The 13902-nt window shown below is 62.7% G+C and carries 13 protein-coding genes and 2 pseudogenes; 7 read left to right on the forward strand and 8 right to left on the reverse strand.

What is annotated here, in order from left to right; all coding sequences use genetic code 11:
- Positions 1-694: 694 nt before the first annotated feature.
- A pseudogene (locus OCK02_RS22220) lies at positions 695-877 on the reverse strand (ATP-binding protein); the annotation flags it as partial.
- Between OCK02_RS22220 and OCK02_RS26260 the strand changes: the two are divergent.
- Positions 857-1028 (forward strand): annotated as a pseudogene (locus tag OCK02_RS26260) (IS5/IS1182 family transposase); the annotation flags it as partial. The pseudogenes OCK02_RS22220 and OCK02_RS26260 sit on opposite strands and share 21 nt — an antisense overlap.
- Positions 1029-1481: 453 nt before the next feature.
- Here the strand turns inward: OCK02_RS26260 and OCK02_RS22225 are convergent.
- From OCK02_RS22225 to OCK02_RS22245, 5 genes are all read right to left on the reverse strand, one after another.
- Positions 1482-2099 (reverse strand): class I SAM-dependent methyltransferase, encoded by a 618-nt coding sequence (locus OCK02_RS22225; RefSeq protein WP_263814918.1) that lies wholly within the window; start codon positions 2097-2099, stop codon positions 1482-1484.
- 50 nt (positions 2100-2149) lie between these two features.
- Positions 2150-2791, reverse strand: coding sequence for a DedA family protein (locus OCK02_RS22230; protein ID WP_183808130.1), 642 nt, complete (start codon positions 2789-2791; stop codon positions 2150-2152).
- Positions 2792-2927: 136 nt separating this feature from the next.
- Positions 2928-3722, reverse strand: a complete 795-nt coding sequence (locus OCK02_RS22235) for a MipA/OmpV family protein (protein WP_183808129.1) — start codon at positions 3720-3722, stop codon at positions 2928-2930.
- A gap of 232 nt (positions 3723-3954) precedes the next feature.
- Positions 3955-4425, reverse strand: a complete 471-nt coding sequence (locus OCK02_RS22240; protein WP_412178893.1) for an SDR family NAD(P)-dependent oxidoreductase — start codon at positions 4423-4425, stop codon at positions 3955-3957.
- A gap of 284 nt (positions 4426-4709) precedes the next feature.
- Positions 4710-6026, reverse strand: a complete 1317-nt coding sequence (locus tag OCK02_RS22245) for an MFS transporter (protein ID WP_263817263.1) — start codon at positions 6024-6026, stop codon at positions 4710-4712.
- Between the two features lie 164 nt (positions 6027-6190).
- On the opposite strand from OCK02_RS22245, the gene OCK02_RS22250 reads away from it, so the two are divergent.
- On the forward strand, positions 6191-7114 hold the full coding sequence (locus tag OCK02_RS22250) for an AraC family transcriptional regulator (protein ID WP_183808127.1): 924 nt from the start codon (positions 6191-6193) through the stop codon (positions 7112-7114).
- A 129-nt stretch (positions 7115-7243) separates the two neighbouring features.
- On the opposite strand, the gene OCK02_RS22255 is transcribed toward OCK02_RS22250, so the two are convergent.
- Both OCK02_RS22255 and OCK02_RS22260 read right to left on the reverse strand, forming a co-directional pair.
- Entirely contained in the window at positions 7244-8059 is an 816-nt protein-coding gene (locus OCK02_RS22255; protein WP_183808126.1) for an NAD-dependent epimerase/dehydratase family protein, read from the reverse strand.
- Positions 8056-8517, reverse strand: coding sequence for a MarR family winged helix-turn-helix transcriptional regulator (locus tag OCK02_RS22260; protein ID WP_263814919.1), 462 nt, complete (start codon positions 8515-8517; stop codon positions 8056-8058). Before OCK02_RS22260 ends, OCK02_RS22255 begins: the two co-directional genes overlap by 4 nt.
- Positions 8518-8910: 393 nt before the next feature.
- Here OCK02_RS22260 and OCK02_RS22265 point away from each other — a divergent pair, with 393 nt between their 5' ends.
- The 5 genes from OCK02_RS22265 to OCK02_RS22285 all read left to right on the forward strand — a co-directional run bounded on the left by OCK02_RS22265 (position 8911) and on the right by OCK02_RS22285 (position 13895).
- Complete coding sequence (locus OCK02_RS22265; RefSeq protein ID WP_114440422.1) at positions 8911-9381, forward strand: DUF2147 domain-containing protein; 471 nt, start codon at positions 8911-8913, stop codon at positions 9379-9381.
- Between the two features lie 23 nt (positions 9382-9404).
- Positions 9405-10265 carry a DUF2306 domain-containing protein gene (locus OCK02_RS22270; protein WP_183808123.1) on the forward strand — a complete coding sequence of 287 codons (861 nt, stop codon included), beginning with the start codon at positions 9405-9407 and terminating at the stop codon, positions 10263-10265.
- Positions 10266-10527: 262 nt separating this feature from the next.
- The gene (locus tag OCK02_RS22275; RefSeq protein ID WP_183808122.1) at positions 10528-11475 is read left to right on the forward strand and encodes an SDR family oxidoreductase; all 948 of its coding nucleotides are present in this window, start codon (positions 10528-10530) and stop codon (positions 11473-11475) included.
- Between the two features lie 200 nt (positions 11476-11675).
- The gene (locus OCK02_RS22280) at positions 11676-12590 is read left to right on the forward strand and encodes an SDR family oxidoreductase (RefSeq protein WP_183808121.1); all 915 of its coding nucleotides are present in this window, start codon (positions 11676-11678) and stop codon (positions 12588-12590) included.
- 183 nt (positions 12591-12773) lie between these two features.
- Positions 12774-13895 carry an SDR family oxidoreductase gene (locus tag OCK02_RS22285; RefSeq protein WP_183808120.1) on the forward strand — a complete coding sequence of 374 codons (1122 nt, stop codon included), beginning with the start codon at positions 12774-12776 and terminating at the stop codon, positions 13893-13895.
- Positions 13896-13902: the final 7 nt, after the last annotated feature.

Consider the following 13902-nt stretch of genomic DNA (forward strand, 5'->3'; position numbering starts at 1 on the left):
GATGGTGGGCGGACCGACGCTCAAATATGGCGCACCACCGAATGTCCTCGACTTACCACCGATACACGCGCATGCTGAGGCATGAAAAATGCTCTCAACATCACGTGGTGGCTGTCCGTACTGACCCTCAGCGGAGTTTTTTGCTTTATGATGTTCGTGGTGCTGGACAATATGAACTGGTGATACCAACCGCCACCTATATCCCCAGCCTACTCCTGCGGTTCAGGTCCTTGGCATTCAGGATGGCGCAGAACGTGGTTGATTCGTCAAACGTTAGGTCCACCAAATACCAGCTCGAAGGTTTCGCCGGATCGCCTGTGAAAACGTCATAGACCGTCCACGACTGATCGGCCTCGCAGCGAACCGCGTATCGTATCGTAGAGGCCGCCATAGCCATCTCCAGGAGGGATGGCGAGGGGTTTCTCGCAGCATCGATCAAAGGAAGTCTAGCAGCGCTGCAAGACGCGAACAACGGCACGCCCGGAACAAAAAAGGCCGGGGCGAAAACGCACCGACCTTCCTTGTTGATTTGCACTGAGAGCTGACCTGGGATTGGAGTGAACCCCTCGGGCTGGACCACGGGACACGGAAAAACTGATACGGTCTGCGGGCCTCAATCGGAGAAGGCTCATGAAGTCCCGAGGTCCAGCCCGAGGGGTTCACTCCACGTTTCCACCGAGAATTGACCCGCCTGTTAGGTATGTTTCGGGTCTGCGGTCGTGGTCAAGTTCCTCGTTTTCTCCTTCGCCGTTTTGGTGTCGTGCGCTGAGCTGTTCTTGAAGCGGAAGCTGTCGTTTCCGGCTTCAAGGATGTGGCAGTGATGCGTGAGCCGGTCCAATAGCGCTGTGGTCATCTTGGCATCACCGAAGACGCTGGCCCGGCACTGAACAGATGCTTCTCACAGGTCCTCTACCGCGAACAAATGCGATCGAGCGCATGTCCGCCGCGTCGCCACGCGATACGACCGCCTTGTCGTCTATTTTCTCGCCGTCGGCTGCATCGCAACGACCGTCAGCTATTGTTTATGATTCCGGACCCTAGATTTGACCTGGAGCGCGTCGTTCGACGCCGATCATCGGCAATCCGGAAGCAAAGCTCGATAGCGCGCTTAAGTGCCGGGTTCTCATTGCTTGAACTTTATAACGGTGTCCGATACCTCGCGAGTGGCCGGAAGGTCACACCGGTGTAGATCGTTCCAAGGCTGGGTTCTGTTGTCAATGAAAGCCCAGATCGCTTGGCAACCAGGCCCATCAGGTTTTCTCGCCCCACTCCATGCACAACGATGCTCGGCCGGAAACCGATCGCCCAAAGCTGCTTGATGAGAAAGTCCTGGATTTCAGGGCCGGGGCCGCCGGCGCTGACAATGAAATCCTCGTGGCGGATGTCATTCCGAGCAAACCGTTGCCCATCCAGCTGAACTCCTTCTGCCCCGCCTTACGGCGCTGCTGTATTGATATTGGGTGTATCGCGCCTCCGTCATCTCACTCGACGGGCACATGCTGCCGCGACGAAAAGCGGACGAAGTGGAAAGGGATAGGATGCCTGCGCCTGATTCTATAGACCGCCGCAGGAGGGAGGTTGGCGAGCGTGCCGCCGATCCGTTCCGCCTCGAGGCCAAGATGGTCCAACAGTCTGAGCGAGACCGGACAACGCGGCCCGTAGGTGAACTGGTAGAGCGCGCCGTCCGGCTCCATCTTGCGGAACGCGCCGGTCAGGATGGAGATCACCTTGCGCGGCGGCATCGACAGCAGCGGTAGCCCGCTGACGACGGCGCCGGCCGCCCTTCCGTCGAAGAGGTCGACCGCCCGCAGGCGGGCGGCGTCCATCCAGAGCGTACGCGCGCGCGGATAATGGAAATGAAGCGCGGCGGCGAACTCGGATCCGAATTCAATCAGCGCGAGGTCTTCCTGTCTGACACCCCGGGCGATCAGGGCGCGCGTGAACGCGCCGGTTCCCGGGCCCAGCTCGATTACCGGCCCGGTGTTGTGGGAGATTTCGGAGGTGATAAGGTTCGCTAGCGATCTCGACGATGGCGCGATTGCGGCGACGCGCAGGGGGGTCTTGAGCCACACCTGGAAGAAGCCGAGCGCTTCCGCCATACGCTGGCGTTGGGGCGACGTCGCGGCTGATCGCGCACATCTGCGAGGTGTCAGATCTTGCATAGCACGGTCCCCGCTTTGCGGTGGGCGCCAATCCGTCGCACGATCCAGAACACGGATACCTCCGCAATGAGCAGGCAGCCGAGAGCAGTCAGGGCGAGGACCGTCGAGTTCGCCGACTCGATCGAGTGCGAAGCGTAAAATCCAATGCCGATGAAAAGGCCATTCCAGACCGCAATGCCGGCCGCCGAAGCCGTCAGGACACTGCGGGAGTTCCCGCGCGAAAGGGCGGCGAAGGCCGGAGCGACGAGCCTTACCGTCGGCACGAGCTGGAGTGCGAAGGCCAGCGCGATCTGATTCCGGTGAACGGAAGCGATTCCGCGCTCAACGCGATCGACGGACATGCTGAAGAACCCGCCAGCTCTGTTAAGGAGGCGCGTCGATCGCGCGTCGCCCAGTCCCCGGACAGCGTAGAACCATGCCGCGCAGCCGAAGATGCTGCCAGCAGCCGTCGAAAGGAAGGCAGCCGGCAGTGGCCAGTCCCCGTCCGCCGCGCCGATCCCGACCGCGAGTAGCAGCCCGTAGGACGGGATCACCGGCACGAAGCGCTCGGCCAGGGCAACGGCGAACAGACCGATGAGCCCATAGGCGCCAATCCACGCCATGACTGCTCCAACGGGATCGAAATCCATAGGCAAATCCTCAATTGATGCACGCGGTCAAATTCGCTGGGGCATGGAGGTGTGATACGGTGAAGATGCCCGTTGTCCGGCTGACGGCCACGACTGCTCGAAGCGCCAGGTTTGGATCAGCGGATCTGGCGACGCTTCAGAACCGGTAGGCGATCGAGAGGCCGCCGCTCGGCTGCCAGCGGCGCCCTTCTTCGGTGACGGGGCTGTCGGCGACATCGCCGACGAGGTAGTTGGCTCCGACCCGGCCCGTGACGCCGAAGCGCTCGCTGAACCAGTATCCGGCCGTGACGCCGACACCGACATCCTTGATGCCGGACCCCGGGCTGTCGGCGGCTAGACCGCTTGCAGCGGCCCCGGCCGGGGTGACGCCGAAATAGGTGCGCGCATAGTCCTGGTTCACCCAGGTCGTTTGCGCGTCGAGCGACAGGAAGAAATCGTCGCGACGAACCGCAGCGTAGCTGGCGCTTGCTGTCGCGAGCATCCCATCGTGGACGCCCGAGACATCGTGGACGACGGAAAGCTCCATCGCCAGCGAACCTTGGCCGCTCTCGTCGCCGCCGAAGCGATAGCCGATGAACCCGCCCGCTTCGATCGCCGTGTCGATATCCGGCAACAATCCCACCGGGCCATCCACGTCGCTTCTTGGCAGGCGCGCACCAATTACAGGTCCGATCGAAAGGCTCGGATCGGACGCGAGATCGGCCCGCGCCCGAAGCCCGCGGATTTCCAGGTTGATGTCGCCCCAGTGGACGTCCGCCTGCACGAAGGGGATCGCGCGGAGATCCTCGGACCCGTCATATTCGGGAACCACGCCCGCACCGATCGCGACGACGCCGTGGGGGCCGTTGTCCGGCGGCGCTGCCTGGGCATTGGCGCTGGTGGATGACAAGGCTGCGCCACCGGTGAGCAGGATGGGAAGGACTACACGCATTGTCGAAACTCCTTATGGAGGGAGGTGGGGTCCCCGAAGGCGCCCGCCTTGTTCGGGGTGCGCCTTCGGGGGTTTTGAAGGCCGCCGGTGTAATGGGGGAGCGGCGGCCTCCGATCGGATCGGCGGGAGTGGGGCGGCTAACCGCGATCCGGGTTCAGTTCGAGGCGATCGAAGCAGCGATGGCTGGCTTCGGCCGCCCCACGGGTGTGTTGTCTTGCGGCTCGCGATCGCCTTAGAAGAAGCCGCCATTGGCGAACACGAGCTGCCCAGGAGATCTATGGCGGCCGGCGAGCTCCTTGGCGAGGCAGCCGGCATAGATCTCCCGGGCGGCCTTGGTCGCGGGATAGCCGCCATGGGTCGGCCGACGCGCGCGGATCGAGGTCGAAGCGAGCGTGATGATGCGACCGCCGTCGCGGGTGCGCCGCGCCGCCTCCCGCAGCACGTTGAAGCTGCCCTTCACATTGGTGGCGATCATCCGGTCGAAGGCTTCGTCTGTGAACTGGGCGAAGGGTGCGACGTTCATGATCCCGGCGTTGCTGATCACCACATCGACGCCGCCGAAGGTCTCGTCATTGGCGTCGAACAGGGCCTTGACCGCCGCCGGATCGGCGACATCGGTCTGGCGGAAGATGGCGCGGCCGCCGGCCGCCTCGATATCGCGCACGACCTGAGCGGCCAGATCGCGGTTGGTAAAATAGTTCACCGTCACCGCATAGCCGTCGCGCGCCAGGCGCTTGGCGGTCGCGGCGCCAATGCGCGCGACGAGCCTGTGACGATGGCGGCCCGCCCAGTGCCAGGCAGTGCGCCGGTAGCAGTCTCGGAGGTCTGTGCCGAGGCCACACCCCCGAGGGCGAGGGCTGCGGGCGCGGCGGCGGTGAGCGCCAGGAAGGTGCGGCGGGCGTTATCGGTATCGGACATTGGAAAGTCTCTCTTTCTCAAAAAACTCGCGAAAGCTTGTTGGTGCGGCCATAGGTTCGCGTTCGGTCGTTACTGCCGCCCGAGCCAGGCGGCGATGCGCTGGTTTGCGATCAGCATCGCGACGCCGGTCAGGACGCTTGCGACGGGCACGATGAGCAGGCCGAGCCCCAAGCCATTCGAAATCTCGGCGGCTGTCGCTCCATCGCTGATCATGCCTACGATGAGAGGACCAAGCGCTGGCCCCAGAAGCCCGGAGCCGATCATCGCGAGGCTCGTCGCCATCGCTTCCTTGCCCTTGCTGGCCACCAGGTGTGCAGCGCCGAAGCACCAGGGCAGCAGAAAGGCGAAGGACAGCATGCCGGGCACGAAGAGCAGGATGGAGAGCCACCCGACCGGTGCGAACAGCGCCGCAGCGGTCGTCATGCTCGCGACCATGAAGAGGATGGCGGGCGGACCGAGAACGCGGCCGGTGCCGGAGCGCACAGCGCGGTCGAACAGTCGCCCGCCAATCAGGGTTCCGCAAATTCCCATTGCGCCCTGCAGCAGTCCAAACGCCAGTCCGGCCTCGCTGGCGCTATAACCGTGGGTGCGGATCAGGAAGGGAACCGCGAAGGCGTAGAAAGGTGCTGCGGCGAAGCCGAGTGTGACCGAGCCGATGAACAGCCAGCGGAATGGCGGGGACGAAAGCAATCGCAGGCTCGCCGTCAGGAAGGGCTCGCTATTGGCGATCGAACGTTTGAGCGGCGGGGTCGGGCCGATGACGACGAGTGCCAGCAGACTGATCAGCGCGCTCATAGCGCCGGCCCCGACCAGTGCTGTCCGCCAGCCAAGGGTGTCGCCGATCGCGCCGCCGACGGCGAAGCCCACCATGGTGCCGAGCGGAATGCCCATTGAGAAGATGCCGATCGCCAGACCGCGGCGTTCGGGCGGGATCTTGCGGGCGATGATCGCATGGCTGGAGGGCGTGCCCCCGGCCTCGCCAAAGGCGACGCCGAAGCGGGTGAAGGCGAGAAACAGGAAACTCATCGCCATGCCGCCGAGCAATGTCATCGCGCTCCACAGCAGGATGCACAAAACGAGGACGAAACGGGGCGATCCGCGATCGGCGATGCGGGCGAGCGGCATCGACAGCAGCGTGTAACAGACCGCAAAGGCGATGCCGGTGAGCAGGCCCACCTCGGTATCGCTCAGATCGAGGTCTCCCTTGATCGACTCTGCCAAGACGAACGGAAGCATCCGGTCGATCTGGGAAGTGGCACTGACGAGAAACAGCGTAATAAGCAGCACCGGAACGCGCCACCCATGAACGTGTTCATCGCCGATCGTCTTCGATACAATGGGCAGTCTATTCTGCTGATCTATTGACGACGCGGCGGTTTCTGTCATGTTTGGAGCGTCCTTGGCTGTGACTGGCATCACCAAGCTAGAGGAAGTCACTAATGACCAGAATGCCGAATATCTCAAGAAACTTGCCTATTCCTACAAGCCGCGATAGACTGCCGGCTGACGGGCGAGTGCTGCGCTGGTCTCGAAACCCAATGGAGGCTCGCGTGTCGTCATCGCTTCTGGGCGGGATCACCGCTTACATCGAAAGCCAGGGCGGCGGTGAAGGGCTATTCCCGACGCCGATCGAGAGCGTTAATATCATCCGTTCCTACCAGCAGCGGATGCCGATGCGGCAGATCTACCGGCCGTCGCTCTGCGTCGTGGCCCAGGGAGCAAAGGAAATCCTCTTCGGCGACGAGACGCTCCGCTACGGCGACATGGAGTGCCTGGTCGTCAGCATGGAAATGCCGGCGAGCGGGCGGGTCGTCGAGGCGACCGAGCAGTCGCCCTATATCGGCGTCACCATCGATCTCGACGTGACGATGCTGCGCGAGGTGCTGGAACAGTTGGAGACGCCGCCCGTCCCACCTGCCGCGCCGGGTCCATGCGTGTTCGTCGGCAAGGTTGACGAACCGCTGGCGGAATGCGTGCTGCGCCTGATCCGGATGTCGCAGACGCCGAAGGCGATCCCGATCCTCTATCCGTCGGTCATGCGCGAGATCTGCTACTGGCTTCTGAGCGGCCCGCACGGGCCCGAACTCTGCAGCCTGGCCGTGCCGGAATCGAATTTCATGCGGGTCGCGAAAGCGATCTATTTTCTGCGCGCCAATTTCGCCCAGACGCTGCGTGTGGAGCAAATGGCCGAGGTGGCGCGCATGAGCCCGTCATCGTTCCATCAGCACTTCAAGCAGCTCACCTCGGTGACGCCGCTTCAGTTCCAGAAGCAGTTGCGCCTGCTCGAGTCGCGGCGGCTGATGGTGGCGGACGCTGCAAGCGTCGAGGAAGCCGCCTACAAGGTCGGCTACGAAAGTCCGTCGCAATTCAGCCGCGAATATTCCCGCATGTTCGGCGTTGCGCCAAAGCAGGACGCGCTCAACCATCAGCGGATGTACAGCCAGTACGCCAGCCGCAAGGCGCGAACTGCCTAAGCGCGTGTTGCGGGAGGCGGCTCCGTGCCGGTGCGCCCGGAGCGGCCTTTCCGATCTGCGAACAGAATTGCCAATACCGGCGCTGACGGGGAAGGATTCGTCGGGCTCTCAGTCGTCGCCGAGCGCACATCACATCAAGCCTTCCTGTGCGGCCTGGTGGACGGTCCTCACAACCGGTTGGAAGCCGAGGCTGCGGGCAAGCGAGACATCCACGTGGAGGCGCCAGGGATTGGCAAGCGGCTCCGAAGACGGTTCCATTGTTCCGCCGACCAGGGCGACGAGCTCGTATATCGCGGTCGGCGCCTCATCCGCGATGTTGACGATGCGCCCATCCATCGCGCCGGTCAGGGCAAGGTTCATGGCGGTGGCGATATCGCGATGATGAACCATGCTCATCCTTTGGGCCGGATGCATTTTGAAACTGGCGACTAGCCGGGGCAACTCTTCGAGATGTCCGTCCTTGTCGCCATAAACGAAGCCCAACCGCTGGATCGACCAGTTCAGCCCGCTTTCACGTAGCGCGTTCTCGGCGGTGAGCTTGCTGGCCGGATAGGCCTGTTGCGGGTCGGCTGCGTCGTCCTCGCGGCCAGGGCGCAGGCTGTCCGCGTCATAGACATTGGACGTGCTCGCCAGGATGAACCGCGCCTCGGGCGCATGCGCCCTTGCCGCGGCGATGAGGTTGCGCGTGCCCTCGAGGTTGCTTTTCCAGATCAGGTTGGTGTCGGGCGTGCGAAAAACTGCGGCGAGATGGATGATCGCCGATACGCCCTCTACCGCTCGCATGAGTGAAGCAGGATCGAGAAGGTCGGCCTCCACCGCCGTCACGCCTGCGGGCGCCTCTTTTCCGCCGCGCAACAACGCGCGGCAATTCAGCCCAGCTTCGACAAGGCGCGGAAGAAGACGGGCTCCGACGAGCCCTGTTGCGCCGGTTATCAATACTGTCATGACGCTGTTCCTTTCTGTAGGAGGTTTTCAAGACGCTCCGTTGCGGTTTGAAGAACCCGGACCGCGACGGCGATTTCGGCATCGTCGACGCCGTCGAAGGCGACCGAGCGGATGAAAGAGAGATCGGGCAAGTCGCCCCAAAGCGTCGCGCCGGCGGCGGTGATGCGCAGGAGCTTCTGGCGCTGATCGACGCGGTCGGCCTCTTGCTCGACGAGACCCTTGCGCACGAGCGTTGCGACGATGCCGGTCATTGTCGCCCGTTCGATCGCGAGCAACCGCACGAGATCGCGCTGCATGGTCGGCCCGACAGTCGCGAGCTGGTAGAGCACGTACCACTGCACTGAGCCGAGATCATAAGGGCGCAGGACAGAATCCATGACCGCCCGGCCAGCGAAATAGCACCGCTTTGCCCAAGCTCCGATGAGGTCGCGATCCGCGCTTTTTCGCCTCTCAACCATCGCTGCGCCTCCAATCTCGCTAGCTACCTAGCAAATATGTAAGGTGCCTAACAAGTGTCAAGGGGTCCGCTTCGCTCGACCGCGTTTTCAGATGGCTGGGTGCCGGTCCTCGAATCCTGTCCCGTCGAGAATTTGGGCAAGAACCCACCGGCCAGGACTTACCTCAATCCAGCTGGAGGATCAGGCAGGAAATTCGCGGTAATCGGTATTCGCCATCGTACAGCCGGCGGGTAGCTTCACGGCGCATTGCCTCGGGAGCAGTGGGCTCGGTTCGACATCGCGCTTTCTCGACGAGGTGAACGGCGGATCACTCCGCAGGCATGAAGTTTCGGGCGGCGCGAAATCTTTCGCGCCTATCCCACACGCGCCAACCCATCAGAAAGGAAATGCAGGATGCTCAAATCGGTAAGAGGGCCTTTGCTGGCCGCCACGCTCGCCACGGGAATGACAGGTCTCCCGGTTGGAGAGGCTTTCGCACAGGCATCTTCGCCGGATCAGATTGTCGGCGTCTGGGAGTCCGAGGACGGCAATCTTAAGCTTGAGATGTTCGACGCCGGCGAAACCTATGCCGCCCGGGTCCTCTACGGAAAGCTTCTGATGGAGGCCGACGGCAAGACCTTCAAGAAGGACACACTCAATCCGGACCCGAACCTCAGAAGCCGCTCCCTGGAGCGAGCCGTTCTCGTGACCAACCTCAAATGGGATGCCGCTGACGGTCGCTGGGAAGGCGGTAATTTCTACAGCGGCGCAACTGGTCAGACCCACTCTGCTCGAGCAACGCTGGTGAGCGGAAAACTGGAACTTCGCGCATATATGGGCACCGCCATACTCGGTCGGACCATGGTGCTTCGCCGCGCACAATGAGTGCAGGATTTAAGACGATCCCCATGGCGGATAGTTCATCGATCGTTGATCGTGAACCGGCCGAGCCAAATGGCGGCTCTCATGGTGCAGCCCTGCGCTGGAGCGCTCGGCTACTCGTGGCCGCGAGTTGGATCAGCGGTGCCATCTTCGCCACCTACATCCTCGCTTTCTTCGGCGGCGTCGCGTTAGGCGGAGCTGCCGATCGATGGAATGAGTCTCTTCCCGATTTATACGAAGGGAGCGCGCTGCTTTCTACGGCAGCCATCGGCGCGCACTTCATGGCCGGGGGCGTGCTCCTGTTGCTCGGACCTGTTCAGTTGATCGGGAGCGTGCGCGATAATGTGCCCGGCCTCCATCGTTGGCTGGGCCGAATCTACGTCATTTCGGCCGGCTTGGCTGGTCTGGGTGGGCTTGGCTTCATATTGGGAAGAGGCACGATCGGTGGCCCGCTGATGGATACGGGCTTCGGCATCTACGGCGCGTTGATGGTGCTCTGCGCCGCCATGGCCTACGCCCGCGCCCGGGCTGGCAGTTACGACGAGCATCGTGCCTGGGCGATCAGGCTGTTTGCTCTGACGGTCGGCTCCTGGCTGTACCGGATGGAATATGGCGCCTGGTTCCTGGCATCCGGTGGCATTGGAACGGCGAGCGGCTTTACCGGCTGGTTCGACGCGATCATGATGTTCTTCTTCTACGTACCCAATCTCATCGTCGCTGAACTCTTCATTCGGGCGCGCTGGCGGGATCGAGGAGCGGTTGCCAGCTTTGCGGCAGCATCGGTGCTCTTGGCTGCAACCGCCTTCATAATCTTCGCGACCTGGAGCTTCACCGCTCGCAGTTGGGGGCCGAGAATGATCAGCGGCCTCACGGACGCAGCACTGTAGGCCATCCGCCAAGCTGTACTGCCATGCCAGATGATCCTGTTACCGTGCGCACCTGAGCACCATCAGGACATCTGCCGTTACTTGCCCTCCCCGGGCGCGGTGCAAGCTGCACAAACGTAGGATCAGGCATGCCTTTTACTGGTTCCGGCATGGAGGGTTGCCGCGCTTCGGGCAACCTGCCGAACAGGACAAAAAGGCGGGTGCGTAGAAACCATCAACGCTCGAAATCTCCGCCGAGCAGTCGAAAAGGCAAGGATGATTGATGACCAACTGGACGACAAGTAACATTCCACCACAACACGGCCGTTCGGCAGTCGTCACCGGCACCGGAGGGCTGGGTTTCGAGACGGCGCTGGCCCTGGCGCGCGTCGGCACTAACGTTGTGATCGCCGGACGCAATCCCCAGAAGGGTGCTGATGCCGTCGCGGCGATCAGAAATGTCGTCTCTGGCGCGCAGGTTCGGTTCGGCAAGCTGGACCTTGCGAACCTTACTTCGATCGCTGAATTCGCCGCGCAGCTCGCACAGGAGCAAGATGGCCTCGAGCTCTTGATCAACAACGCCGGCGTCATGAGAACGCCGAAGCGTCGCGAGACCAGCGATGGCTTCGAGCTACAATTGGGCACGAACTATCTCGGCCATTTCGCTCTTACCGCGCATCTGCTGCCGCTCATGAAGAGGGGGCAAAAGCCGCGCGTCGTGACTGTGGGCAGCGTGGCGGCGCGGTGGGGAGCGATTAACTTCGACGACCTTCAGGCCGAGGGCGGTTACAAGCCGATGCAGGTTTACAGCCAGTCGAAGCTGGCCTGCATCATGTTTGCCTTTGAACTGAACCGACGGAGCGAGGCGGCCGGATGGGGCGTGCAGAGCCTGGCGGCGCATCCCGGCATCTCGCGCACCGACCTGATACCGAACGGGCCGGGCTGGTCGAGTGTACCGGGGTTCGCGCGGCGCTACTTGTGGTTTCTCTATCAGCCCGCATGGCAGGGCGCCTTGCCCACGCTCTTTGCGGCGACAGAACCGGCGGCGCGGAGCGGCGCTTACTACGGGCCTGACCGGCTTGGCGGGACGCGAGGCCATCCGATCCAGGAGAAACCTCCTCGCCAAGCGCTGGACACAGCCGTCGCGGCTCGCCTCTGGGAGATTTCGCTGGAACTGACCAACGTGGACATACTTGTAGGACGCCCGCAGGCCTTGACCGCGCCAACTTGATGGCCTCGGCCAGTCGGCATCTACTTTCTTTCGATATTCCTCGACAGCCAAATGGATGTAGGAATAGGCATGTTTTTTGCCAATTCAGGCATGGAGGTTTAATGCCGTAGCCGTTCTATTGAGGGAGGTAAAAAGCGGGCGCGTTGAGACAATCCTCACCCGAAGTCTCGCTGAACTTTTGAGAAGGCGTGGACTTCATAATGACCAAATGGACGACAAGCAACATTCCACCGCAACACGGCCGTACAGCGGTCGTCACTGGCACTGGAGGATTGGGCTTCGAGGAAGCGTTGGCCTTGGCGCGAGCCGGTTCAAGTGTCGTGATCGCCGGGCGCAACGCGCGGAAGGGCGCTGAGGCCGTGGCCGCGATCAAGAAAGCTATCCCTGGCGGACAAGTGCGGTTTGGGGAGGTGGATCTTGCCAACCTCGCCTCGATCGCGGCGTTCACCGAGCAACTCGCACAGGAGCAGGACAGCCTCGATCTCCTGATCAACAATGCCGGCGTTATGACGCCACCGACCCGTCGCGAGACCTCCGACGGCTTCGAGCTGCAGTTCGGCACCAACTATCTCGGCCATTTTGCGCTTACGGCGCATCTGATGCCGCTCCTGAAGAAAGGGCAGAACCCACGCGTCGTGACCCTCGGCAGCGTCGCGGCACGCCAAGGAGCGATCAACTTCGACGACTTGCAAGCTGAGCGCGACTACAAGCCGATGCCGGTTTACAGCCAATCGAAGCTCGCCTGCATCATGTTCGCATTCGAATTGAGCCGGCGCAGCAAGGCGGCCGGATGGGGCGTCGAGAGCCTGGCGGCCCACCCCGGTATCTCGCGCACCGATCTGCTCCCGAACGGAGCCGGACAGACGAGCGCGCCCGGAATGGCGCGCCGCTTCCTGCCGTTCCTGTTCCAGCCCGCGTGGCAGGGCGCATTACCCACGCTGTATGCGGCGACCGATCCGGCAGCGCGCGACGGCGCCTACTACGGACCTGACAGGTTGGGCGGGACGCGTGGCTATCCGACCGAAGAAAAGCCTCCCATGCAGGCGCACGATGCCTCAGTGGCGGCGCGCCTCTGGGATGCGTCTCAGGAGCTGACGAGCGTGACGTTCGTGTGAAACGTCCAGGTGGTGGTCACCGTTTTACGTCGGGAGAGCAGTGACACCTTGACCTTAACCCGGCGACGATCAACCGGATGCTCCCGGTCATGCTGATCGCAAACGAGTGCATCGTCGCTGACCCTTCGCAACACTGACATCGCCCAACCATCCAAAATTCCATTACTCGGAAGGATTCCTGAAATGACAGACACGCGCGGAGGGAATGGGCCTGGCAAAGCCAAAGCTTCGGGGTTGTCGCGCCGTTCATTTGTTCGATACGGCGCGGCCGGCCTTGCTGTTGCGGCTGTGGGCGGCGGCGTCGCCGTATGGGCGAACAGGCCACCCGTTTCCCCGCGTCAGCAGGGACTGCCGAGGATCCCCGATTGGACGGCGGCCGACATCCCCTCGCTGCGAGGGCGCTCGGCGCTGGTCACCGGTGGCAATGGCTATCCCGTGGGCGATCGAAGCGGCCTGGGCTTTCATGACGCCCTTGAACTCGCTCGCGCCGGGGCGGACGTAACCATCGCGTCCCGGAAGCAAGAACGGGGCGAGGAAGCGGTCAGACACATCAGGAGCATCGTTCCCGGCGCTTCGATCCGCTTCGAGACGCTCGATCTTTCAGACCTCGCTTCGGTCGCCGGATTTGCGGAGCGTATGCGCGCGTCCCGAGGAAGTCTGGATATTCTCGTCAACAATGCCGGCGTCATGGGGCGGAAAAGCCGCGAAGTGAGCGCCAACGGATTCGAGCGGGTTTTTGCCACGAACACGCTTGGTCATTTTGTGTTGACCGCCCTACTGTTGCCGCTGCTTCGCGAAGGCCAATCCCCGCGCGTCGTCTGGGTTTCCAGCAGCCGCTCGTTCATGGGTGCTATCAACTTTGCCGACCTGCAACTGGTTCAGGACTACGACTATGGGGCGGCCTATGACAACTCCAAGCTCGCCCTCCTCATGGTTGCCTTCGAGATGCAGAGGCGCAGTGCGGTGGAAGGCTGGGGTATCTCGGCTATAGCCGCCCATCCGGGCATCGCCCGCACGAACCTCGTCCCGGACGGCCCAGGCCCCGACAGCCTGGAGGGGCGCAATCATCGATACATGCCGTTCATGTTCCAGACGGCAGCCCAGGGCGCCTTGCCGACCCTGTATGCGGCAACGTCGCCGCAAGCGGCGGCTGGCGGATATTACGGCCCCAACGGGGTGATGGGGCTGGGCGGCTTACCCGGCTGGGCCGGGATTCCTGAAAAAGCCGACGACCAGCAAGTTGCGGCGAGGCTGTGGACCACACTTGAGCAACTTGGCGACGTGACATTCGGGCGAATGGGCTGATGCACAA

This window comes from Rhizobium sp. TRM96647 (genome assembly GCF_025780115.1).
Classification (GTDB): Bacteria; Pseudomonadota; Alphaproteobacteria; order Rhizobiales; family Rhizobiaceae; genus Mycoplana.

Coding starts and splice junctions, on each gene's coding strand:
- OCK02_RS22225 (WP_263814918.1), bottom strand. CDS start 2,099: ATGGCGGAAGCGCTCGGCTTCTTCCAGGTGTGGCTCAAGACCCCCCTG.
- OCK02_RS22230 (WP_183808130.1), bottom strand. CDS start 2,791: ATGGATTTCGATCCCGTTGGAGCAGTCATGGCGTGGATTGGCGCCTAT.
- OCK02_RS22235 (WP_183808129.1), bottom strand. CDS start 3,722: ATGCGTGTAGTCCTTCCCATCCTGCTCACCGGTGGCGCAGCCTTGTCA.
- OCK02_RS22245 (WP_263817263.1), bottom strand. CDS start 6,026: ATGACAGAAACCGCCGCGTCGTCAATAGATCAGCAGAATAGACTGCCC.
- OCK02_RS22255 (WP_183808126.1), bottom strand. CDS start 8,059: ATGACAGTATTGATAACCGGCGCAACAGGGCTCGTCGGAGCCCGTCTT.
- OCK02_RS22260 (WP_263814919.1), bottom strand. CDS start 8,517: ATGGTTGAGAGGCGAAAAAGCGCGGATCGCGACCTCATCGGAGCTTGG.
- OCK02_RS22265 (WP_114440422.1), top strand. CDS start 8,911: ATGCTCAAATCGGTAAGAGGGCCTTTGCTGGCCGCCACGCTCGCCACG.
- OCK02_RS22270 (WP_183808123.1), top strand. CDS start 9,405: ATGGCGGATAGTTCATCGATCGTTGATCGTGAACCGGCCGAGCCAAAT.
- OCK02_RS22275 (WP_183808122.1), top strand. CDS start 10,528: ATGACCAACTGGACGACAAGTAACATTCCACCACAACACGGCCGTTCG.
- OCK02_RS22280 (WP_183808121.1), top strand. CDS start 11,676: ATGACCAAATGGACGACAAGCAACATTCCACCGCAACACGGCCGTACA.
- OCK02_RS22285 (WP_183808120.1), top strand. CDS start 12,774: ATGACAGACACGCGCGGAGGGAATGGGCCTGGCAAAGCCAAAGCTTCG.